17 protein-coding genes and 2 pseudogenes are annotated in these 20,793 nt (G+C 51.7%); 4 read left to right on the top strand and 15 right to left on the bottom strand.

Translation table 11 applies throughout. The annotated features are described in order from the left end of the window. Positions 1–195 precede the first annotated feature (195 nt). Complete coding sequence (gene fbp, locus BN1117_RS18010) at positions 196–1,227, bottom strand: class 1 fructose-bisphosphatase (RefSeq protein ID WP_040099629.1); 1,032 nt, start codon at positions 1,225–1,227, stop codon at positions 196–198. Positions 1,228–1,609: 382 nt separating this feature from the next. Here fbp and BN1117_RS18015 point away from each other — a divergent pair, with 382 nt between their 5' ends. After that, positions 1,610–3,226: a peptide ABC transporter substrate-binding protein gene (locus BN1117_RS18015; RefSeq protein ID WP_040099630.1), complete on the top strand. Its 1,617-nt coding sequence runs from the start codon at positions 1,610–1,612 to the stop codon at positions 3,224–3,226. A 92-nt stretch (positions 3,227–3,318) separates the two neighbouring features. Here BN1117_RS18015 and BN1117_RS18020 read toward each other — a convergent pair whose 3' ends face one another. The 3 genes from BN1117_RS18020 to sixA form a co-directional block, all read right to left on the bottom strand. Beyond that, positions 3,319–4,239, bottom strand: coding sequence for a DMT family transporter (locus tag BN1117_RS18020; protein WP_040099631.1), 921 nt, complete (start codon positions 4,237–4,239; stop codon positions 3,319–3,321). A gap of 186 nt (positions 4,240–4,425) precedes the next feature. After that, positions 4,426–4,632 carry a DUF1107 domain-containing protein gene (locus tag BN1117_RS18025; RefSeq protein WP_040099632.1) on the bottom strand — a complete coding sequence of 69 codons (207 nt, stop codon included), beginning with the start codon at positions 4,630–4,632 and terminating at the stop codon, positions 4,426–4,428. Positions 4,633–4,765: 133 nt separating this feature from the next. After that, positions 4,766–5,233: a phosphohistidine phosphatase SixA gene (sixA, locus tag BN1117_RS18030; protein ID WP_040099633.1), complete on the bottom strand. Its 468-nt coding sequence runs from the start codon at positions 5,231–5,233 to the stop codon at positions 4,766–4,768. Between the two features lie 162 nt (positions 5,234–5,395). Here sixA and BN1117_RS18035 point away from each other — a divergent pair, with 162 nt between their 5' ends. Beyond that, positions 5,396–8,182, top strand: coding sequence for an insulinase family protein (locus BN1117_RS18035; protein WP_040099634.1), 2,787 nt, complete (start codon positions 5,396–5,398; stop codon positions 8,180–8,182). Positions 8,183–8,519: 337 nt separating this feature from the next. Here the strand turns inward: BN1117_RS18035 and BN1117_RS18040 are convergent, their stop codons facing one another. The 8 genes from BN1117_RS18040 to BN1117_RS18075 form a co-directional block, all read right to left on the bottom strand. Further along, positions 8,520–9,167 (bottom strand): thiopurine S-methyltransferase, encoded by a 648-nt coding sequence (locus BN1117_RS18040; protein ID WP_040099635.1) that lies wholly within the window; start codon positions 9,165–9,167, stop codon positions 8,520–8,522. Positions 9,168–9,453: 286 nt separating this feature from the next. After that, entirely contained in the window at positions 9,454–10,836 is a 1,383-nt protein-coding gene (locus tag BN1117_RS18045; protein ID WP_040099636.1) for a leucine-rich repeat-containing protein kinase family protein, read from the bottom strand. A gap of 393 nt (positions 10,837–11,229) precedes the next feature. Next, positions 11,230–12,030: an adenine nucleotide alpha hydrolase family protein gene (locus tag BN1117_RS18050; RefSeq protein ID WP_040099637.1), complete on the bottom strand. Its 801-nt coding sequence runs from the start codon at positions 12,028–12,030 to the stop codon at positions 11,230–11,232. Between the two features lie 62 nt (positions 12,031–12,092). Next, on the bottom strand, positions 12,093–13,160 hold the full coding sequence (locus tag BN1117_RS18055; protein WP_040099638.1) for an AI-2E family transporter: 1,068 nt from the start codon (positions 13,158–13,160) through the stop codon (positions 12,093–12,095). Positions 13,161–13,173: 13 nt separating this feature from the next. Next, complete coding sequence (locus BN1117_RS18060) at positions 13,174–13,968, bottom strand: undecaprenyl-diphosphate phosphatase (protein ID WP_040099639.1); 795 nt, start codon at positions 13,966–13,968, stop codon at positions 13,174–13,176. 82 nt (positions 13,969–14,050) lie between these two features. Then, complete coding sequence (locus BN1117_RS18065) at positions 14,051–14,533, bottom strand: hypothetical protein (RefSeq protein ID WP_040099640.1); 483 nt, start codon at positions 14,531–14,533, stop codon at positions 14,051–14,053. A gap of 205 nt (positions 14,534–14,738) precedes the next feature. Next, entirely contained in the window at positions 14,739–15,752 is a 1,014-nt protein-coding gene (locus BN1117_RS18070) for a hemolysin family protein (RefSeq protein ID WP_040099641.1), read from the bottom strand. After that, positions 15,749–17,122 (bottom strand): hemolysin family protein, encoded by a 1,374-nt coding sequence (locus tag BN1117_RS18075; RefSeq protein ID WP_040099643.1) that lies wholly within the window; start codon positions 17,120–17,122, stop codon positions 15,749–15,751. The genes BN1117_RS18070 and BN1117_RS18075 overlap by 4 nt, the downstream gene beginning before the upstream one ends. A 787-nt stretch (positions 17,123–17,909) precedes the next feature. Between BN1117_RS18075 and BN1117_RS18085 the strand changes: the two are divergent. Both BN1117_RS18085 and BN1117_RS19585 read left to right on the top strand, forming a co-directional pair. Beyond that, positions 17,910–18,170: pseudogene (locus BN1117_RS18085) on the top strand (IS1634 family transposase); the annotation flags it as partial. Between the two features lie 19 nt (positions 18,171–18,189). Next, a pseudogene (locus BN1117_RS19585) lies at positions 18,190–18,312 on the top strand (IS481 family transposase); the annotation flags it as partial. 50 nt (positions 18,313–18,362) lie between these two features. Here BN1117_RS19585 and BN1117_RS18090 read toward each other — a convergent pair. The 3 genes from BN1117_RS18090 to BN1117_RS18100 all read right to left on the bottom strand — a co-directional run bounded on the left by BN1117_RS18090 (position 18,363) and on the right by BN1117_RS18100 (position 20,440). Continuing rightward, the gene (locus tag BN1117_RS18090; protein ID WP_040099648.1) at positions 18,363–18,596 is read right to left on the bottom strand and encodes a hypothetical protein; all 234 of its coding nucleotides are present in this window, start codon (positions 18,594–18,596) and stop codon (positions 18,363–18,365) included. Positions 18,597–18,681: 85 nt separating this feature from the next. Next, positions 18,682–19,413 (bottom strand): hypothetical protein, encoded by a 732-nt coding sequence (locus BN1117_RS18095; RefSeq protein ID WP_040099650.1) that lies wholly within the window; start codon positions 19,411–19,413, stop codon positions 18,682–18,684. Between the two features lie 754 nt (positions 19,414–20,167). Further along, positions 20,168–20,440, bottom strand: a complete 273-nt coding sequence (locus tag BN1117_RS18100) for a hypothetical protein (RefSeq protein ID WP_040099652.1) — start codon at positions 20,438–20,440, stop codon at positions 20,168–20,170. Positions 20,441–20,793: the final 353 nt, after the last annotated feature.

Consider the following 20,793-nt stretch of genomic DNA (forward strand, 5'->3'; position numbering starts at 1 on the left):
GCCAAATCGGCTCCCGTTCTGTTTATGTTGGCTGGTGACTAGCGTCTCCCTTCCCCCCATTGTGGGAGAAGGGTCGGGGATGAGGGAGGCACTGAAGACCATTCCCCTTACCCTGCCCTATCCCAGGGGGAGAGGACACCGCACAGGTAAATGTTGGGCTTCGCTGCGCTCAGCACCAACCTACCCCTCTGACTATCAGGCCTTGGCGGGATCTTCATGGGAGGAAAACTCCCGCATAAAGGCCTCGGCGCGCTCCACCATCTTGGTCGAGCCAACGAAATAAGGGGTACGCTGGTGCAGCGCGGTGGGCTGGATATCCATGATCCGGCCAAAGCCATCGGAGGCCTTGCCACCAGCCTGCTCCACCAGAAACGCCATGGGGTTGCACTCATAAAGCAGGCGCAGCTTGCCGTTCGGGGAGTTGGTGCCGGACGGATAGATGTAGATCCCCCCCTTGAGCAGATTGCGATGGAAATCGGAGACCAGGGAGCCGATATAGCGGGAGGTGTAGGGCCTGTGAGTGGCTTCGTCGCGCTCCTGGCAATATTTGAGGTACTTCTTCACTCCGTCCGGGAACTTGATGTAGTTGCCCTCGTTGATGGAGTAGATCTTGCCCTCTTCCGGAATGCGGATGTTCTCGTGGGAGAGGCAGAAACAACCGATGGAGGGATCGTAGGTAAAGCCATTGACGCCAAAGCCGGTGGTGTAGACCAGCATGGTGGAAGAGCCATAGACCACGTAACCGGCGGCTACCTGCCGATTACCAGGCTGCAGGAAGTCCTCAATCGTGACGGCAGAGCCCTGTGGGCTGACCCGACGGTAGATGGAGAAGATGGTGCCAACCGAGACATTGACATCGATATTGGAGGAGCCATCGAGCGGGTCGATCAGTACCACGTACTTGGAGTTCTGGGAGAGTGGTGAGTCGAAGGCCACGAAGTCCTCTTCCTCTTCAGAGGCCATGCCGCACACCTCACCACGGGCTTCCAGCGCAGCCTTGAAACGCTCGTTGGCGTAGACGTCCAGCTTTTGCTGAACTTCCCCCTGCACGTTTTCAGCGCCCATGGAACCGATAATATCGGCCAGCCCCGCCTTGTTGATCTCCCGGTTCACCACCTTGGCAGCCAGGCGGATCGAGCTGAGCAGCGAGGTCAGCTCGCCGGTCGCGGTAGGATACTCCGCCTGCTTTTTGACGATGAACTCACCCATGGTGATCATGTTTCGCATTTTTGTTCCTTTAGATCGCATCCGTTGGCATTGAAAACGTTTGCAGGCGTCAGCAAAAAAAATGCCGATCACCGGCGGCCTTGATTTGTAACCTAATGTAACGCCTGTTTTTTGTTTTTGCAGCGAATTAAGCGGTTTAATAAATAGACACCCCCACCCGGATTGATGGTAACCGGCGCGCTTTAACGGGCTTCATTCGATAACTTTTCGCATCTTAATTCGTGGTAATAATCTGCTGCAAACCACGCCCTGACTGGCCTGTGAACAGTGAAAATGGAGTCTGGTGGGACTGCTCATCCCCCAGCCATTGCCTCTTGAGATCCGCTCACCAATCCAGCACACTGATTTCGCTTTGGAAGCAAATAAAACTCAAGGATTATCAATGAAAAAGACTCTCATTGCCGGCATGGTAGCCGGACTGTTTACCCTTCCCGCCTGGGCTGCCCAGGTCCCTGCTGGCACCAAACTGTTGCCGGACGCCCAACAAATCTATGTAACCAATATCGGTGCCGAACCCGCCACCATCGACCCCCAGCTGGTGGAAGAGAGCGCCGGGAGCGCCATTGTCAACGATCTGTTTGAAGGACTCTATGTACTGGATGGCAAAGGCAAGACCCAGCCCGCTGGCGCCGTCAGCTACGAAGTAGACAACACCGGTACCATCTACACCTTTAAACTGAGGCCCGAGGCCAAGTGGTCTAACGGCGAGCCGGTCACCGCCGCCGATTATGTCTACGGCTGGCAACGGGCGGCCGACCCCAAGACCGCCTCCAACTACGCCTGGTTTATCGAATTGATGGGAATTGCCAATGCCAGCGAGGTGACCCAGGGCAAGATGAGTCCGGATGCGTTGGGCATCAAGGCGCTTGATGACCACACCCTGCAGGTGACCTTGAAAACGCCAGTTCCCTTCTTCCTGAAGACCCTCTCCCACTACACCACCTTTCCGGCCCCCAGGGCCACCATTGAAAAATTTGGCAAGGAGTGGGTGAAGCCCGGCAATATCGTCTCCAATGGTGCGTTCGTGCTCAAGGAGTGGACCCCCAACGAGCGGCTGGCCTCCGAGCGTAATCCCCATTACTGGGATAATGACAATACCGTGATCAACAAGGTGGTCTATCTGGAGATCACCTCAGAAACAGCAGCCTATAATCGCTACCGCACTGGTGAGTTGCACTACACCACCTACCCCCTTGAGCAGTACAAACAGCTCAAGAACCAGAGCCCGGACGAGCTGGTTAGCGTCCCCACCCTGGCCAGCTACTACTATGTCTTCAATACCCAGCGCAAACCGTTCGATGACCCGAAAGTACGCAAGGCGCTCTCACTGGCGATCGACCGGGAAACCATTACCGACAAGATCCTGGGACAGGGACAAATCGCCGCATATAGCTTCACCCCGCCCATCGTGGACGGTTTTGAATTAAAAAAACCGGCCAGTCAGCTGCTCAGTCGTGATGAGCGGATCAAACAGGCCAAAGCCTTGTTGCAAGAAGCAGGCTATGGCCCGGGCAAGCCCCTGACGGTAGATATCCTCTACAACACCAATGAGAGCCACAAGAAGATAGCGCTGGCTATCTCCTCTATGTGGAAGCACAACCTCGGGGTCACCGCCAAACTTAACAATATGGAGTGGAAGACCATGGTGTCTGCACTCAATGAGGGGGATTTCGGGGTAAGCCGTTATGGTTGGAACGGGGACTATAACGATGCCTCGACCTTCCTCGATATCATGACATCCAGCAGCAGCGCCAACAGCGGCAAATGGTTTAACAAAGAGTATGATGCCTTGCTGGCCAAGGCTCACGATGCACTCGACCCGGCTGAGCGCAATGCCCTTTACCAGCAGGCAGAAGCCGTGATCGACGCCGATGCCCCCATCGCGCCTATCTATTTCTCGGTCAAATCGCGGCTGCTCAAGCCCTTCGTCAAGGGGTATCCACACCACAATCCGCAAGATGTGGTGTATAGCAAGGATCTCTATCTGATCGCACAGTAAACCATCACGCCAACGCTCGTTGACCCTATGAAAGCGCCTGCAGTAACGCAGGCGCTTTTTTACTGGTAGCCTTGCTTTAGCCGTGAATCGACTCACTTCTCAGGACAAGGCACCATAGCTCCTCTTGCTCGGCGCGTCAGCACCATAGGCTTGATCAGCAGCTGCGCCAGCAAGACCCCGAGCAGGGTCAATCCCCCGCCAATCAGGTGATAACTGGTCAACTGCTCTCCCAGCAGGGTGATGGCAAGGCCAGCCGTCATCACTGGCAACAGGTTCATAAAAATAGCGGTACGATTAGCGCCGAGCAGGGTGATCCCCTGCATCCAGAGCCAGGGACAGAGTGCTGACGCGGGGATCCCGGCATAGAAGATCAGCCAGAGCGCGCGGCCCTCGGGCAATTGACCATCCACCAGCAGAAAAAAGGGGGTCAGGATCACCACACTGCAGAGCACCTGACCGTATAGCAGCGACCAGTTATCGAGCCCCAGATCCCACTTCTTGAGCAGCACACTATAAAGGGCATAGGTGGCTGCAGAAAGCAGCATATAGACAGAACCAATATGAATACCCTGGGTAAACAGCCGGGTCGGATCTCCCTGCCCCAGCAAGATAGACAAGCCAAGGATGGAGAGCAGCGCCCCCAGCACGGCACCCCAGGTGGGCCGCTCGCGCAATAGCCAGATGCTGAGCAACACAGTTAACAGTGGCGTCAATCCCATCATCAACCCCATCTCGGTGGCGCCCATGGTCTGTGCAGCGTAGTAACCAAAGGTCTGGTTGAGCACCATGCCAAGGAGCGCCAGCATGGCGATCTGCCAAAAGCCGGCACGAATGCGGGCACGCGCACGCCATAACCGACGGGCCAGAAACGGGCTTAATACCAACGCAGCCACCACCCAGCGCGACCAGGCCATGGCCGCGGGGGATAACACGCCGACCGCCAATTTGCTGACGATGCCATTGCCCGCCCAGATGGCAATGCAGGAGAAGGGAAACATAAAAGCAAGGGGCATGAGAGGATCCAGACCGAAGAGACAACAGCGGGCCAGTATAGGGGGCGATGGGAGATAAACAAAGGAGCAAGCCTTAATAGGCAAGCAGTGGCGCCAGCCGCCAGAAACAAATATGCCCGCAAAGTGCGGGCATAAGTGCAAGCATAAGTGCGGGCATATCAGTGCAGAAACAGGTTCAGAAGCGCATCACGCGGCATCCATGTGCAGTCTGGAGATCAGCTCGTTGACCTCGATGACTGTCTGGCGGTGGGGAATATCCGCCGGATTCGGCATAAGCAACAAACCGGATTGGAAATCAAACCGCCCCCGACCATGAATGTAAATCCGACCTTTAAAGAAGGTTTTGACATGCTTTGCCACCATCAGTGGCAGGTACTTCTTGAACACTCTCATCGTTTGCAACCTCTTGCAGTTGTATCCGTATGACAGCAGCTTCTGCGAATTAATTCCGTAAAATATTTATAAAAATCCGGAAAACTCGCCCATCTCTTCCCAAAAAATTCAATCTATAACTTTTTATTAACTTTTAGCCTATTGTATGCGGCCCTTCGAGCCAGAGCAAGGCTCCTTTGCCATCGAGCCACTCGATACAGGCGATGCCCGAGGTAGCGAACATGGGTGCTCCTGCTGCCGGGCAGAGGCTTTGCACCAGATAACCCACCAGCGGCAGATGGCTGACCATCAGGATCTGGTCATGTTGCTGCGCCAAAGTGGTGAGGTAGCTGGCCACGAAAGCGGGATCGCCGTAAGGGGTAATGTCACCACTCTCTTCAACAGCTGCTGCGTCAGGTAATTCACTGCATATGGCTTGCCAAGTCTGACGTGCCCGCAGATAGTTGCTGTGGATCACCCGATCCAGCGGGCCAATCAGCTGAGGCGCCAGCCAGCGGGCCATCTGGATAGACTCTTCAATACCCTGCTCGGTCAATGGACGCTGTTCATCTGTTTTCGCATTCATGCCAGCCTGGCCATGACGCATGATATAGATCTTCATTACAACCTCGCCCAACGGGCCTGTTTTGATAGCCGGGGGATCTTACCCCGCCACGGGTGTGGAAACAATTGCGCTACCTCTCAGAAAAGGGTTTGCCTGACGGGATAGCGGGGTCGATAATCATGTTTAAATTCAAATAAATCCAACGTGAGTCACACGCCAATGAGCCCATATGCCAGTCCCAATGACCATCGGCAATACCATTTTCTGGAGCTGGCCAACCGGCTCAGGGTCTTGTTGATTTGTGATCCCGACACCGACAAATCTGCCGCCTCGCTGGCGGTCAATACCGGCCATTTTGACGATCCCGCCGACCGTCAGGGAATGGCCCATTTTCTGGAGCACATGCTGTTTCTCGGCACCTGCACCTACCCCAAGCCTGGTGAGTACCAGCAATTTATGAGCCGTCATGGCGGCAGCAACAACGCCTGGACCGGCACCGAATTCACCAACTTCTTCTTCGAGATCGACAACGGCTTCTTCGAAGCTGGGCTGGATCGCTTCTCCCAGTTCTTTATCTGTCCCACCTTTGATCCGGAGTGGGTGGACAAGGAGCGCAACGCGGTCGACTCCGAGTATCGCCTCAAGCTGCAGGACGACATGCGCCGCAGCTATCAGGTGCATAAAGAGACGGTCAACCCGGCGCACCCCTTTTCCAAGTTCTCGGTGGGCAACCTCGATACCCTGGCCGATCTGCCGGGACGGGATCTGCGCGCCGACCTTATCCGTTTTTACGAAAGCCACTACAGCGCGGATCGCATGGCGCTGGTGATGATCTCGCCACAATCCATCGACACCCAGTTGCAGTGGTGCTGTCGCTACTTTGCTCCCATTTTGAATCGCAATTTGGGAACCCCGACCCTCACCATGCCGCTCTACCGGCTCGATGATCTCGGCGTGCGCATCCACATCAATCCGGTCAAGGAGACCCGCAAGCTGTCGCTCTGCTTCCCCCTGCCCAATGTGGACGAGTTTTACGACAAAAAGCCCCTCACCTTCCTGAGCCATCTGATTGGCTACGAGGGGGATGGCAGCCTGCTCTCCCTGCTCAAGGCGAAAGGCTGGGTCAACCAGCTCTCGGCGGGCGGTGGCATCAGCGGCGCCAACTTCAAGGATTTTGGCGTCAACTTCGGCCTCACCCCTCTGGGCCTTGAACATGTGGACGACATCCTCGCCGCCCTGTTTGGCTATCTGAAACTGATTGGCCGCGAAGGGCTGCAGAGCTGGCGCTATGACGAAAAGCGGACCGTGCTCGAATCGGCGTTCCGTTTTCAGGAGCGCGGCCGCCCCCTCGATACGGTGTCGGGACTGGTGCTCAACCTCTTTAGCTACAAACCTGAGGATCTGCTCTACGGCGACTACATGATGCGCGAATATGACGAGGGGCTGATCCGCCGCTTCCTCGCCAAACTCACCCCGTACAACCTGCGTATCACCATCACTGCGCCGGAAGTGGCGACCGATCGACTGGCCCGCTGGTATCAGACCCCCTACAGCGTGACGACCATTACCGAGGCCGAGAAAATTCGCTGGCAGCAGAGCGAACCGGACTCGGCACTGGCGCTGCCCAAGCCCAACCCCTTTATCAGCAGTAGGCTCGATCCGCGCACACCAGAGCTTACCGCCGACATGCCCGCCTGCCTTATCGAGCGCCCCGGTTTTCGCCTCTGGCACCTCCATGAGCACCTGTTCAGCGTGCCCAAGGGCAATCTCTACATCTCCATCGACAGCGAGCATGCGGTCAAAAATCCGCGCAATATCGCCATGGCGCGCCTCGCCGTGGAGCTGTTGGCCGACCATCTCAACGCCCTCACCTATCCGGCGGAGCTGGCGGGATTGGGCTACCAGATCTATGCCCATCAGGGGGGCTTTACCATCAACCTGAGCGGCTTTGCCGACAAGCAGCCGCTGTTGCTCGACATGATCCTCAGCAACCGCACCCTGGGTTACCCGAACCCAGCTCGCTTTAGCGAAATCAAGGAGGCGCTGATCCGCAACTGGGACAACCAGTCCAAGGCGCGCCCCATCTCCCAGCTCTTTAACCAGCTCACCAGTTTGCTGCAACCGAACAACCCGCCGTTCGAACAGCTGCTGCGCCACCTGCGCACCGTCGAGCTCTCCGAGATGCCCGGCTTCGTGGCCCAACTGTTTGGCGAGGTGCATGTCGAGGCGCTGGTGCACGGCGACTGGACTGCCACCGAAGCGCTGGAGCTGGCCGCCCTGATGGAGCGCCACCTGAGCGACATCAATGGCACCAGCAGCAAGCCGAGCAGCGAGACCCGCCGCCCGCTCATCTCCATTCAGGACAGGGGCACCCTTATTCGCGAGCAGGGTTGCGATCACGAAGACTCGGCACTGCTGGTCTACTACCAGTCCCGCACCACCCGGGCGCGGGATCTCGCCTGCTTTACCCTGGCCAACCACATTATGTCCTCCACCTTCTTCCATGAACTGCGCACCCGCCAGCAGCTCGGTTATGTGGTGGGCGCCGGCAACCTGCCCCTTAATCGCCACCCGGGCCTCATCTTCTACATTCAGTCGCCAGTAGCGGGGCCGCAGATCCTGCTCGATGCGGTGGAGGAATTTATCGATATCTTCCCGCTCGCCATGCTCGAATTTACCGAGCAGCAGTGGCAGGAGAGCAAGGCGGGGCTGCAAGCCCAGCTGAGCGAGCGAGATGCCAACCTGCGCAGTCGCGGTCAGCGGCTGTGGGTGAGCATCGGCAACAAGGATCTGGGGTTTGATCAGCGGGAACGGGTCTGCGATGAGGTGGGCAAGTTGAGCCGCGCCGACCTGGTGCGCTTTATCACCCAACTGCGCTCGCGCACCTCCGATCGGCTGATCCTCTGCAGCTATGGTCAGGGCCACGAACATGACGAGCGGATCACCGGTCAGTTTATCGATGACCCCAAGGCATTTCGGCTCAATGCCGCCACCTTCGAGGCCTGATCAGGCCTCGCCCCCCTTTTTCCTGCCCACGGCAAATCGCAGGCAATAAAAAGCCGACCCATCAGGGTCGGCTGGAAAAACCATAACAATTGCGACCAAAGCCGCCAAAAGTGAACATGAGCGTGAAAATCAGACACTGAGTTGCTGATCAGCAAGCGGGATAAACCCGATACTTGCGTTGCAATGCCAACAGTGATTGAGAAACAGCCTCATATTAGGCACTCCCCCCGCCAGTCACGTTGATCTACGTCAAAGGAGGTAGCGAAGTGCGCACAGCCCACAGATTTGTCGGGTTGGATCACGCTTTCTCTTGGCTTATTGCGACATGCATGATGACTCAGTCACGGCGAACCAGCCGGTAGGCCACCTCATCGAAGTAGGAGAGCTGACCCGCCAGCACCCGCGGATGATCCACCTCGGCAGCCCGCCCCAGCACCTCGATGCGAAAATCCCGCTCGAACAGGGCTCGCACCTCCATCTCCCCCACCGAGAAGGGGGGCTGACTCTGCTGCTCCGGCTGATATTCGAGGGTCACCAGCAGGATCTGGCCACCGGTCTCGACCAGCGAACTGATCAGAGCCGCATACTGGCGACGCATCGCGGTCGGCAGGGCGATCAGTGCCGCGCGATCATAGACCAGCCGGTAACGGCGACCCAGCGTGGGGGCGGCGAAAAAATCTCCCTGAAAAATGTGCAGGCTGTCCACCTGATGACACTGATAAGGGCCCACCTCGCTCACGGTCGCGGCAAGCTGGTTTTCACTGAAGAACTGACTGACGGCAAGGCTCGATAGCTCGAAACCGTCGACCGGATGACCCTGAGCGCTCAGCCAGAGCATGTCGCGAGACTTGCCGCACAGGGGAACCAGCACCGGCTCGTCCGCTTGCTGGGCCGCCCACCAGGATTGCAGCCAGTGGTTGAAGTCCGCCTGATGAAAGCCAATCCGGTTCTCTTCCCAACGCTGATGCCAAAACGCAGCTTCCATCGTTATTACCCTTCTGTACTAAAGATGCCTCAATATCACAACTTAACCGGCACCGCGCAACCCTCTGCCCTCCCCTTTTTGCCGCGCAGCCTCTGGGTGTTATCGGGCGAATGACGGGACGTCACCTTGCCGTGCGCCTCGCTGTCGCAATGTTCGCAATTGGCTGCGTTTATAACGGACAAGGCATACCAACCCATGCAAAAACGTCATGGGTGTATGGCAATGAATGAATCAATGAAAGGAATGGCATTGGCAGGCCAAACCGTGCCTGCCAACGCCAGAAAGGTCACGACAACGTGGCGCGAGCGGCCGCCAGCTGGCGCTCGATATAAGCAAAATCAGGGCGTTCGGCGGGGAGTTCCGAGAGGCAGGCCGCTTTGAGCTGATGCAACCCATCAAGCGTTGAGTCTTGCGTATCGCAATGGGCCAACAGCTCTTCCAGCAGGCAACCAAAGGCGCGCACTTCCAGTCGTTCAAGGCCCACAGCCCGCTCGCGCTCGCTGCGTTCATCGCTGTTGCGTTCATATAAGGAAGCGGCACCAAAATCCCCCAGCAGGGCGCGAGCCGGCGTGTCAGGCCCGCGGGTAAACAGAATATTGTGACCGTAGAGATCCCCGTGCATGATGCCCGCGCGGTGCAGATGGCCCGCCACCGAGGCGATGCCATGGGCCATCGCCAGTGCATCTGGCACACTCAGGTGCAGCCCCTCGGGATAGACATCCCGGGTGCAGGAGTCCAGGCTCGGCGGCCCGGCCAGATTGGCAAAGGCCGGGTCGATCAACTCCATCACCAGCGCCGGAATGCCGGAGGGGTGATCCGTCACCTTGCCTATCACCTTGATAAGGTTGGGATGAGTGCCTGCCGCCAGCGATGCCGCCATCTCGCAGCGGGGCAGCCCGTCGCTGGTCACCGCCCCCTTGAACAGCTTGACCGCCACCTGACTGCCATCGCCTCTGTCGCTGGCCTGAGTCACTTCATCAGCAGTATTACCAAGGGTGGCGCGATGGATAACGCCGGATGCTCCCTGCCCCAGCAGCTCGCCCAGCGCCAGCGTCTCCCAAGCAAGGGGCGCGACATGGGCATCATCGATGGCCCGCGCCTCTTCCCCTTCGCTAAAGGGGTTGCCGGAGTAGGCAAGCCATGAAAGGCGAGGCAGCGAGAGCAGCCACTCGGGGAAACGTTCGATGCGGTTGGCAGCGATACGCAACAACTCCAGATTGCGACAGTTGGCAAGGCTGGCCGGCAACTCGCGCAGGCGGTTGCCCGCCAGCATCAACTTTTGCAGGGCGTCGCACTGGCCCAGCTCATCGGGCAGCTGCTCAATTGCGTTATCGGTCAGGATCAGCCAGCGCAAACCGGCGGGCAGCGCCCTGGCCGAGACGGTAGCAATCCGGTTGGCCTTAAAACCCACCATGGTGAGCGCCGGGCAACGCCCCAACACCTCGGGCAGCTCGGTAAAGCGGTTCTCGGAGCAGAAGATAATGCGCAGTTTGCCAAACCCGGCCAGCTCGTCGGGGAGCGCGCTTAGCTGGTTGCCGGTGAGATCCAGCACCTCCAGCGTCTCTTTCAGGCTCAAAATCTCGGTGGGGAACTCCGTCAGGTTTTCAGAGAGCTTCAGATGGCGGGCACCGCACAGTTCACCTGCGCGCAGCTGTTCCAGAGTATGCATAACCGTTTCTCAATCCTGATGATCTGCCTGATGACGTAGCCAGCCATCAGCGCGCGCCGAACCCGGGTCCGGCGATTTGAAAGGGGGGCATTATAAAGAATTCGGGACGCAGTTCGCCCCTTTTGTTGCCTTGGTGACGGGGCATGGCGCTCAGCAACACCGCCCCATCGAATTGACGAAACACATAGGGTGCAATAAGCGCAGCGCACCGTTTGCAGAGCGGCTTTTGGGCAAGGTATGAGAAACAAAAGTAGAGGTGCAATTTTATTGCACCCTACGGCACTATTGACCGCTACGCGGCGCTCAGAAAGGTGGGTGTCCCATTTTTCACTCGCTGGTTTTCTCAATTAAATTCTGCTTGTGTGAACGTCATCACCATTTAAAATGCAAAAATTAGGTGCGGAATGATGGTTTCATGACAAGAACTGAACAGTCTGACTCAGATAGTACCTTTTGAATTATTTTTTCGAGAGGAATGGAAGATTCACCTCCACTTATCACGAGCACATCACTCTCTAATGATGAGATCAGCTTTAATACTTCTCTTTCGTGATAGCTATTTATAACATGAAACTCTGTTGCTATTGCTTTCAACTTGGATTCGATGCTTTCATCTTGGATGACAGCATTTAATTTTATTGTTGCAATGCAAATTTCTGATGGTTTATTCGAGAGACTTAATATAGGCAATACCAGCTCTATGCTCTCAAAGGTTTTAGCATCAAGGGCCATCACAATAACTTTATCAAACAAGCGTTTCGCTCTGCTATTTACCAGTAAAAGTGGGTTGGACGCACTGAGGATATAATTGTAATGTTCATCACTTATAATTTGATTAAACCAGGAATCCCCATCAACAAACTGAATTATCAATCCATACTCATATTTACTCAGTTGTCGTTTTATTTCGATATCGTGATCACCAATTGACAGCACCGTATCTATATCCACCTCATTTCCGAATAAGCCTGATAATCTAAGCAGTTCAGACTTTTCCCCTACAATAAAGTTGTTTTTTATAATGTTTTCGTCCGTACTGCTTATCAGGAAGGACGAGAAGTGTGGAATGATTTTTAGTATCGTAATTTTTGAGTTATTTGCTTTAGCGATTTTAATAGCCTGACCTAATGCTGATACAGACACATCATTGATATCTGAGCTCAACACCACTAGCATGCGTTTATAGAATTGCATCCCAAACTCCTTATGTTTGGGCTCCCTTATCTTAAAGGAGCCCAATGCGTTACTCTAAGCACTTAGTTACTGTCATTGAATTCTTTTCTAAAACTTATGTCATCACCAAATATTGACCACGTAGTGATGAATAAGGCGGTGATAACTGGCCCCAAAACAAAACCATTAAGACCAAATGCTACAATGCCCCCTAATGTAGAAAGAAGCACTAAGTAATCAGGTATTTTGGTATCACGACCAACCAATATAGGTCTAATAATGTTATCTACCAAGCCAATGACGAATGCACCAAATGTGGTCAAGATGACTGCATCCATAATATTCCCAGAGGCAAATAGATATATTGCAACTGGCCCCCATATTAGTCCTGCCCCCACAACAGGAATTAATGAAAGCAGAGTCATGACCACACCCCATATCACAGGGCCTTGTATGCCTAGAACTGCAAAGATTAATCCACCAAGAAAGCCTTGCAGCGAAGCGACAGCAAAATTCCCCTTAAGCGTAGCCCTGGCTACCTCTGAGAATTTTTCAAGCATGAGCTTCTCTCGGTCATCACCTAGCGGTAGCGTCTCAATAGCTTTCTGAACTAGATATCTCCCATCCCTAATCATGAAGAATGCGATGTATAGCATAATGCATACATCCAGGATGACTTTGAAGGCACCCTGTCCAAGTACAAATGCATGCTGAGCGATGAATCTTGTAGCAAACACTGCTGCATTGGTCAGTTGATTTCTAATATCTTCGTAATCAACACCAATGGAGGCCATGAAGTCCTGTAGCCCAGGGAAGGATACCTTGATCGTATCTAAATACTCACCAAAGTTGACTCTCCCTTCCTGCATCGTTCTATAGAGACTGTTTATCTCTTTACCAAAAGACCATCCAATGAAGAGTAATGGCACAACTAGGATAACAATGCATATCAGCAAAGTGAGCAATGAGGATATATTTTTACCTAGAGCGGTTCTCTCCGATATTAACTCTTTTACAGGAACGAACAGGACGCCGATGATGCATGCCCAAAACACAGCAGAAAAGAAAGGCAGCAAGATCCAGATAAAGAAACAACTCACAATAATGAGCGTCAGGAGAAATGCTTTATTCTCTAGTGATGTTGCCTTCATTTAACCTCCATATTCAAACGAAGAAAAACAGCAAGACCACGCCGAGGCACAATCTATACACAACAAATGGAAGCATGCCCATTTTTTCAATCACTTTCAAAAAATAGTGAATGCACAGATACGCTGATACAAAACTTACGAGCATCCCAATAAGTAATTCAATGATATCAATCTGAATTGAGCTCACAATAAGTTGATAGCTCAAATATATACCTGCAAGTGTAATAATTGGAATTGAAAGCAGGAATGAGAACTTAGCCGCTGTTTTTCTATCAAAACCAAGCAAAAGCAACATAGTCATGGTAATACCTGAACGAGATGTTCCTGGTATCAATGCTACAGCTTGAGCAAGGCCAACTTTAATAGCGTCTTTGTAATTGAGACTGTCTAATTTTCTTTGTAAGGATGATGTTCTATCTGCATACCAAAGCAGTAATCCAAATGTAATGGTTGTCACTGCTATGACAAGTGTACTTCGTGCAGCACCTGCAACAATATCCTTTCCAAGAAAGCCAAGCAACGTAGCTGGGATTGTCGCCAAGATCAACAATAAGGCTATGCGGCCATCTTCTGTTCGTTCTCCCTTGCCATGTAATATGAGGCCGTGTAAGAGGGATAAGACATCTTTTCTGAAATAAATTATGACAGCAGCTAACGTACCCACATGTACTGCTACATCAAATGCAAGACCTTGATCATCCCAACCAAATATTTTTGCTGGTAATATTAAGTGAGCCGAACTGGATATAGGAAGGAACTCTGTTAATCCTTGAACTAAGGCTAGAAAAACTGATTGAAAGTAGTCCATTGAAAATCCAAATTATGAATGATATTTTTCGTTTGTCATGCAGTTATGAAATGGTGCTAATATGGCTACATATTACTTCATATCAGAGCAATGATGGTAACTTTAGCTGGCAAGATACGAGGGTCTCCATTAATTTTGGCTTTAGTTCAATCTTCTCTCTGATTGCACGACTCACAGCAACTTCAAAATCCTGAATATGCTGATTTGACAGATTTTTTATTGTCTCACTTGAATGCTTTTTCAATAAATTATCTATAGGGTTCAAGCACTCTGGATAACTTACTTCGTTAAATGCTTCATTTATTTCTTTTAGCGACTCTATAGTTCCATGATGCTCATCTGGCTTGTTTACCAAGTGCCAAATATGGCCCTCCCAATAAATAATGTTAGCTGTAATGTACGTGTATAGCATCTTTTCACTCGTAATATCTTCGGGAGCTATATGCTTTTTCTTTGTGCCATCTTGAATTAGAGGTTTTTCATTGGGAGTGTTATTCAAACGTGGGATTTGCATTACGAATAGAAATGCCATCATTAATATTATGAACATCCCAAACTTTGCCATTCAGATTGCTCCATTGTCCCTGCTGTTAATCATCTGTTCATAATGCGTGGGTACTCCACATAAAGCAGAGGATTCATGTAACCGAACGACCCTCTTTCTCGACTTACATAACTGTAAGCATTAAAAGAGGGTTGTTGATGTAAACATATCAGATGCTATGAAAAAGCTAAACTAGCAGAGACTAATTTAACTTGTGAACATTCTTCTATGAGGATGCAGCAGGCAAAACCTTCTTCAAAATATCGTTGAGGGTTACTACGCCGCACATATCTAGGCCATCCATCACAACCGCAAACTGAACGCTTGATTTGCGCATGCGGGCTAGTGACTCATAGACAGGCGTCTTGGCATCAAGGATGAATGCTGGACGTGCGATTTCGTATGCAGGACGGTCATCACTTTCCATCAGAGTATCCCTTAGGTGTACTACTAACGGTGTTGATTCAGTTGCACCTAGAAGAAGGATTCGTAGATGACCCGATTTCTGCGCAGCATTACGAACATCGGCAACCTTCGCTCCCACATTGACATATGTAGGTTCGCTGTTTTCCGCAAGCAGAGTCTTCACCTGAACAGTCCCCAGATCTATGAGGCTGGAGATCTGCTGCTGAACTTGAGGTTCGAGTGTTCCCGTCTTGGCTGAATGCTCAACCAGTTGGCGTATGGTGGCGATATCCTGCCCCCCCACAGCAGCGCTCTCAACTGGCTCGACACCAGCGGCTTTCACAAGACGGTTTGCCAAGCTATTTACCCAACGCATCAAAGGACGTAATGGCCATATATAGGCTTGAGCCATGATACCAATCGCTAAGGCAGACCTTTCTGGGTGTGCGATAGCCCAGGATTTTGGTGCCATTTCACCGATCACCAAGTGCAAAAATGTGACAGCAAAAAGCGCGATTGCAAATGATGCGCCACCTGCAATCCATACAGGCATTCCCCAAGCGGAGAGCAGTGGTTCGAGCCAGTTATCAACGGCAGGCTTGGTGATCGCACCCAACGCGAAAGTACAAAACGTGATGCCTAGCTGTGCGCCAGCAAGCATTAACGTTAAATCGTTCATACCACGCAATGCGGCTCTGGCTGAGCGACTATTCACTGCCAGCTCCTCCAAACGGTGCCTGCGAGCGCCGAGAAGAGCAAATTCGATTATCACAAATAGGCCGCTGAGTACGATTAAAGCAACGGTTGCTAAGGTTACGAGCAGTGGGTCGTTCATCGGTCATCCTCATTCATTGCTTCTTCGACCAACCGTACACGGACTTCCGTTGGGACGTATCGCTCGACTTCTATAACATCCACGATCAACTTCCTCTGGAGCGGTTCATCTGCAACCAGCTCAGCAGGATCTACAGGCAATACGATAGTCACAGAGTCACCTTTAACCGGTAGTGCCCCGAGCTCGGCAATAAGCATCCCAGCCACAGTTTCAACATCATTGCGGGGAAGCTCATAACCAATGGCTCGCTCGGCTTCATCCAGGTGAACATCACCATCCATCAACCAGACATTTTCTTCACTTTGAGTAACCGGATCTCCAAGTTCCAGATCATGTTCATCTGTAATCTCACCGACAATCTCTTCTGCCAGGTCTTCCAGAGTTAGAACACCCGCGAAACCACCATACTCATCGATAACGCATGCAAGTTGGTTATTGGTGCGGAGCAACTGGCCGAGTGCATCTGGTAATGGCATCAAGGTAGGGACAACAGAGGCGTCTCTCATCACTGCTGATACAGGTAGATCAGCACCACCTTTAGACAGGTTTGAAAGTACGTCAGCCAGATGTACAACGCCGACTGGCGTATCATCATCAACGACTGGGTAACGAGTATGACCCTGGGCCATCATCTCGCGCAGTTCACCTAGTGTGGTTGTCGGGCTGAGCCAATCCACCTGTGAACGCGGGATCATTGCATGCTCAACATCACGCTGTGGGAAGTCCAGGATCCGATCCATCATCAGTGAGAGCTCAACAGGGAGATCTCCGCTATCACGAGAATCTGCAATGATATGGGGAAGGTCGTCAGCTGACACGCTGACATCTAGGTCATGGACTGGCTCAATGCGCAGTGCTTTCAGCAATAAGTTGGCTGATTTATCGAAGAAACCGATAAGCCATCCAAACACAGTAAGGTAAATCAGGGTTGAGTTAGCCAATCCCCGAGCCAGTGGCTCTGAGTTCGCAATTGCGAGATTTTTCGGGAACAGCTCACCGAAAATCATCTGGATGATTGTTGCAGCGACCAGGGCCAGTACAGTGCCTATTGTTACACCAACCTCAGTAGGTATACCTATTCCACCAAGAATGGCCCCGAGCGACTTACCTATAAGTGGTTCGGCAACAAAGCCGATGATAAGACCTGTAACTGTGATCCCCAGCTGCGCTCCAGACAACATAAAGCTGGTACGTTTAGTAACGGCTAACGCTCGCTTTGCCGCCAAATCACCTTCCGCAGCCCGAGCTGCAAGCCTCGTGCGGTCAACCGCCATGTAGGCGAATTCTTGAGCTACGAAGTAGCCATTGGCTGCGATGATTGCGAGGATGATCAAGATCCCCAGCAGGAGGGAGAGGATTGGTTCTATCACCACGTCCTCCACAACAAAGTTAAGTTACACTTGATATAATCGGGGGGGACAGATGACGGTTGACTGTTCACGGTGGAGTTAATGCATCCATGGTTGTTAAAATTGCGAGATATATATCAGTGTTGTGCTCACATCGTCAAGCGGTCACATGTGCTATTTTTCATGCAAAGCATCGTTCGAAAAATTATCGATATAGTGCTCCTTCCTTCATGACTTAAGTCCATTCATCTATAGATATTATGTCCGTGTCCAAACAACATGTTCAGCACAAGCGACTATCGTCCGCTGTTACACTCATTGGTCTCACTCGCCAATTTTTCTGCCACCCATGTACTGGCCTCATCCATTCCTAGAAAGCTTTTGATTACATGGTGTTTGAGTGCAGGAATCCGACTTAACGAAATCGAGTACAAGGTTGGTGACGAGATTACATGTGCCTGACACACCAGCATGCTATGCCTCAACCATTCATGAAAATTATTAGCTGCTTGAAGAGCATCTTCTGTGGCTCCCAAGGCAAGATCATGAATGTTTTTTGTTCAAATTTCTCCAGTTGTTGACTCCGAAGATCGTGGTGTGATCTTATGCTCACTTTTTGAGTGACATAAGCATGGATATCGACAGCATCAAGGAACATTTCATCCTGATCCACGAGGATAGGCAAAGCGCCAAAGTCGACTATCCGCTATTTGATATCTCATTCGGCAGTTTGTGAACAAATCTGGGACACCCACCTTTTTGAGCAAGGCGTAGCATAGCCCGAACCAAAAAGATGGGTGTCCTAGGTATCTCTATGACCTGTAGCCTGATGATTTACGCCGCGTTGGAGCATCGTATCCGGCAAGGATTAGTGGAGCAAAACCGCAGCGTGGCGGATATGAAAAAGAAGCCGACCCAGCAGCCGACGGCCCGTTGGATCTTTTTGCGCTTTGGTGGCATCCATGAATATCGACTGGGAGACGCTCCGCCACAAGTAACGGAGCTAACAGGAGACCAGCAGATCATTTTGGAGGTATTGGGTGAGCGCTATCGGCAAATTTATTCCTAAATCAGGTGCGGAATGTCGGCTGGAACACTACAACACCCAGCGGCCACATCAGGGCAGGATGATGGAGGGTCAGACCCCCTACCGCATGTTCAAGAAGGGTCTGAAATTGATACCGAAGGAAGTGCGCACTAAAGTAGCGTAAACAAGACACCGGTTTGAGGCCGGTGTCAGGTGATAACTAGATCTGTACAGTTAGGCACTGCCTTTCTTAACCCTGGCTGGTTTGCCTTGGGTTTCCATCAGTTCAGCGAATTTCTTCCAAGTAAGGCGATGCTTGTTTACTGAATTCCCTACAGGGAGCCACTCTATATTTCCTTTGCTGATAAGAAGTGTGCCGAGTTTCGCACCGTCGGCTTTTACTTCAACTTCAACGTCCTTGTGAAGAACAATTTTTTCATTCAGATTTAGGAATACTTCGTGAGCCATTGAAACCTCGATCTTGTTGTACCTAACACCCGCGTAATAGATGCTAGCTTGCGAACATCCTAGCTAGTGCGATTATTAACTCTTTTTAGTTAATTCCAAAATAAAACTCTCTAGCACATTTTATTGTTTTTTCATTTAGCTCTTCCACCTCGTCACTCGTTGCTAAACAAACTGCCTCATTGATATTTTCACCACCAATAAGAAATATTTTTGGTGTTACAGCCATAGTTAAAGTTTCACCATAGCAGTCTGCAGAAATGAAGTTTCTCAAACTAGACTTTACGACCTGCCATTTATATTTTCTATAGACATGTTCATTACTGATCAACAATTCCTTTATATCAATTGTGGCCTTGAATCGACCAGCAATTTTCCCTCCTGATCTTACTGGCACTTTTCCCCATGACTCAACTAACTCCTCAACTTCTCGATCCAAGCTGCCACATTGGAGGTTCTTAAAGAGGTCATAATCTTCAACCTCATTCTTCGAGAAGTGATAGCGCAAATACCATAGCAAATGATACTCAGAAATAGCTTTATGGTCACAAATGCTCTCGGCGTTTTCGATTCGCCTGACTTGAGCTAGAAACCTCCTCTCAATGGGATGACTAATATGTTTTTCGCACTCTTCTGACCAAGCTCGACGCCCCATAAAACATTGATCCATAGAGTCAGTAAAGCGAGATTGCTTATCTGATTTAGATGTGATCTGTATTTGATCGCTCACGGCAAACTTCTTGAGGATTGCCTGCATGTGGTAATGCTGGCGTTTCGTGATGTTATATGGATTATTCTCTGATGTTTGTTCAAACGACACTGGTGATTCCTTGCACTAGCTTAAGAGAGTTAACAGTGATTAGATGGAAAGCGGTACTCATCCAATATCAGAGCCTTCCGTATAACTCCGCGTCATCTTCATAACCACCTAAAAAAATCATTTTAAATCATGACATTAGCAAACAGTCACTGGTGTCAGACCATATACGCTTCTATCCGCTGTGGCATCACAGTGCTGGCGCCAGAGCCGAATTACACCCAAGCTACCGCCCGACAGCCTCCAGTTTGCTGCCTTTGACCCATGTGGTATCTCTGATCTGGTTCATAGGCGACTCCAAAGAGACCATATCCAGACTACTATCCTAGCGAGCGTGAGAGGCAAGAAAAAGAGAAAGGTGGGCGTTTCCCAAGCCAGATCAAGAAATTACCCCATCTTGGGTGCGTATCAGCAGCTCGCATCACCCTCTTGCATCAAGATGGAGAATCAAAGCGGGAGGCATCCGAAGCAATTACTCCAAACGGATCCTGATGAACAGAGCTCGTACTCCCTCCCCTGCCCAGAGAAACCACAGCCTGCCACCCTATGTGGACGCGATAGATGGCGCTCTGCCGTTCGACTCGGGCACTCATCACGACAACGTTGGCAACATGGCCTCCATCCCCTGCACCAACAGCAAAATTTTCTCGCAAACAATTGGAAAATGAAAAGACGCCCTCGGGCGTCTTTTCTATTGCTAGTTGTTAGAGCCAACTGGTTAGGAGATCTCCCCCTCCCCGCCTTGCCCGCAACCCGATCAGATCGGGGTGATGGAGGTGATATGGGCCGAGCCATCCAGAGACTGGAAGATCTGCACCACGGCTTCGCCATGGATCGGCTGGGCGAGCGGCACAGTGCTCTTGCACTTGAAGCGGTAGTTGGTGCCAGCCACCACTTGAGTGGAGACTTCAAAGGGTACATATTGCACCCCGACAAATCCTTTCAGCGCCTGATCAAATACCGCCTGATCTTCGGCGGTCAGCTTGTGATATGCGGTCCATCCACCCACCAACACTGCTTGTTCTGACATATCAAACTCTCCGTGCTCTATGGTCCCGACTCGTTTGGCCGTTCGGGCTGCGCCCCGTTGATTCAAGTGGTTTCCGGTCTCCACCGGGGTGTCATCACTGCCGGTTGGCGCGATAACTATGGACCTGTTTGTGCAGCTATCTGTAACTGGATCAGCCCTCCCCCCAGCCACGAGCCGCTGTTGACAGCAGGCTCAATTGGCATAAGAGAGCCTAGTGCGGGATGGCAAAAATGCCCCTGTCACATATGACAGGGGCAAGGTGGCGAAAAAGCTGTTCGAAAAAAGAAGATGTGTAGCGCAAACGATTGAGAAAAGAAAAGACGCCTCAAGGGCGTCTCAGACTGCTGACAAAC

This window comes from Aeromonas australiensis (assembly GCF_000819725.1).
In the GTDB taxonomy this organism is placed as follows: Bacteria; Pseudomonadota; Gammaproteobacteria; order Enterobacterales; family Aeromonadaceae; genus Aeromonas; species Aeromonas australiensis.

Excerpts from the sequence above, each read along its gene's own strand:
- fbp (WP_040099629.1), bottom strand. The coding sequence starts at position 1,227 with ATGCGAAACATGATCACCATGGGTGAGTTCATCGTCAAAAAGCAGGCG.
- BN1117_RS18015 (WP_040099630.1), top strand. The coding sequence starts at position 1,610 with ATGAAAAAGACTCTCATTGCCGGCATGGTAGCCGGACTGTTTACCCTT.
- BN1117_RS18020 (WP_040099631.1), bottom strand. The coding sequence starts at position 4,239 with ATGCCCCTTGCTTTTATGTTTCCCTTCTCCTGCATTGCCATCTGGGCG.
- BN1117_RS18025 (WP_040099632.1), bottom strand. The coding sequence starts at position 4,632 with ATGAGAGTGTTCAAGAAGTACCTGCCACTGATGGTGGCAAAGCATGTC.
- sixA (WP_040099633.1), bottom strand. The coding sequence starts at position 5,233 with ATGAAGATCTATATCATGCGTCATGGCCAGGCTGGCATGAATGCGAAA.
- BN1117_RS18035 (WP_040099634.1), top strand. The coding sequence starts at position 5,396 with ATGAGCCCATATGCCAGTCCCAATGACCATCGGCAATACCATTTTCTG.
- BN1117_RS18040 (WP_040099635.1), bottom strand. The coding sequence starts at position 9,167 with ATGGAAGCTGCGTTTTGGCATCAGCGTTGGGAAGAGAACCGGATTGGC.
- BN1117_RS18045 (WP_040099636.1), bottom strand. The coding sequence starts at position 10,836 with ATGCATACTCTGGAACAGCTGCGCGCAGGTGAACTGTGCGGTGCCCGC.
- BN1117_RS18050 (WP_040099637.1), bottom strand. The coding sequence starts at position 12,030 with ATGCAATTCTATAAACGCATGCTAGTGGTGTTGAGCTCAGATATCAAT.
- BN1117_RS18055 (WP_040099638.1), bottom strand. The coding sequence starts at position 13,160 with ATGAAGGCAACATCACTAGAGAATAAAGCATTTCTCCTGACGCTCATT.
- BN1117_RS18060 (WP_040099639.1), bottom strand. The coding sequence starts at position 13,968 with ATGGACTACTTTCAATCAGTTTTTCTAGCCTTAGTTCAAGGATTAACA.
- BN1117_RS18065 (WP_040099640.1), bottom strand. The coding sequence starts at position 14,533 with ATGGCAAAGTTTGGGATGTTCATAATATTAATGATGGCATTTCTATTC.
- BN1117_RS18070 (WP_040099641.1), bottom strand. The coding sequence starts at position 15,752 with ATGAACGACCCACTGCTCGTAACCTTAGCAACCGTTGCTTTAATCGTA.
- BN1117_RS18090 (WP_040099648.1), bottom strand. The coding sequence starts at position 18,596 with ATGGCTCACGAAGTATTCCTAAATCTGAATGAAAAAATTGTTCTTCAC.
- BN1117_RS18100 (WP_040099652.1), bottom strand. The coding sequence starts at position 20,440 with ATGTCAGAACAAGCAGTGTTGGTGGGTGGATGGACCGCATATCACAAG.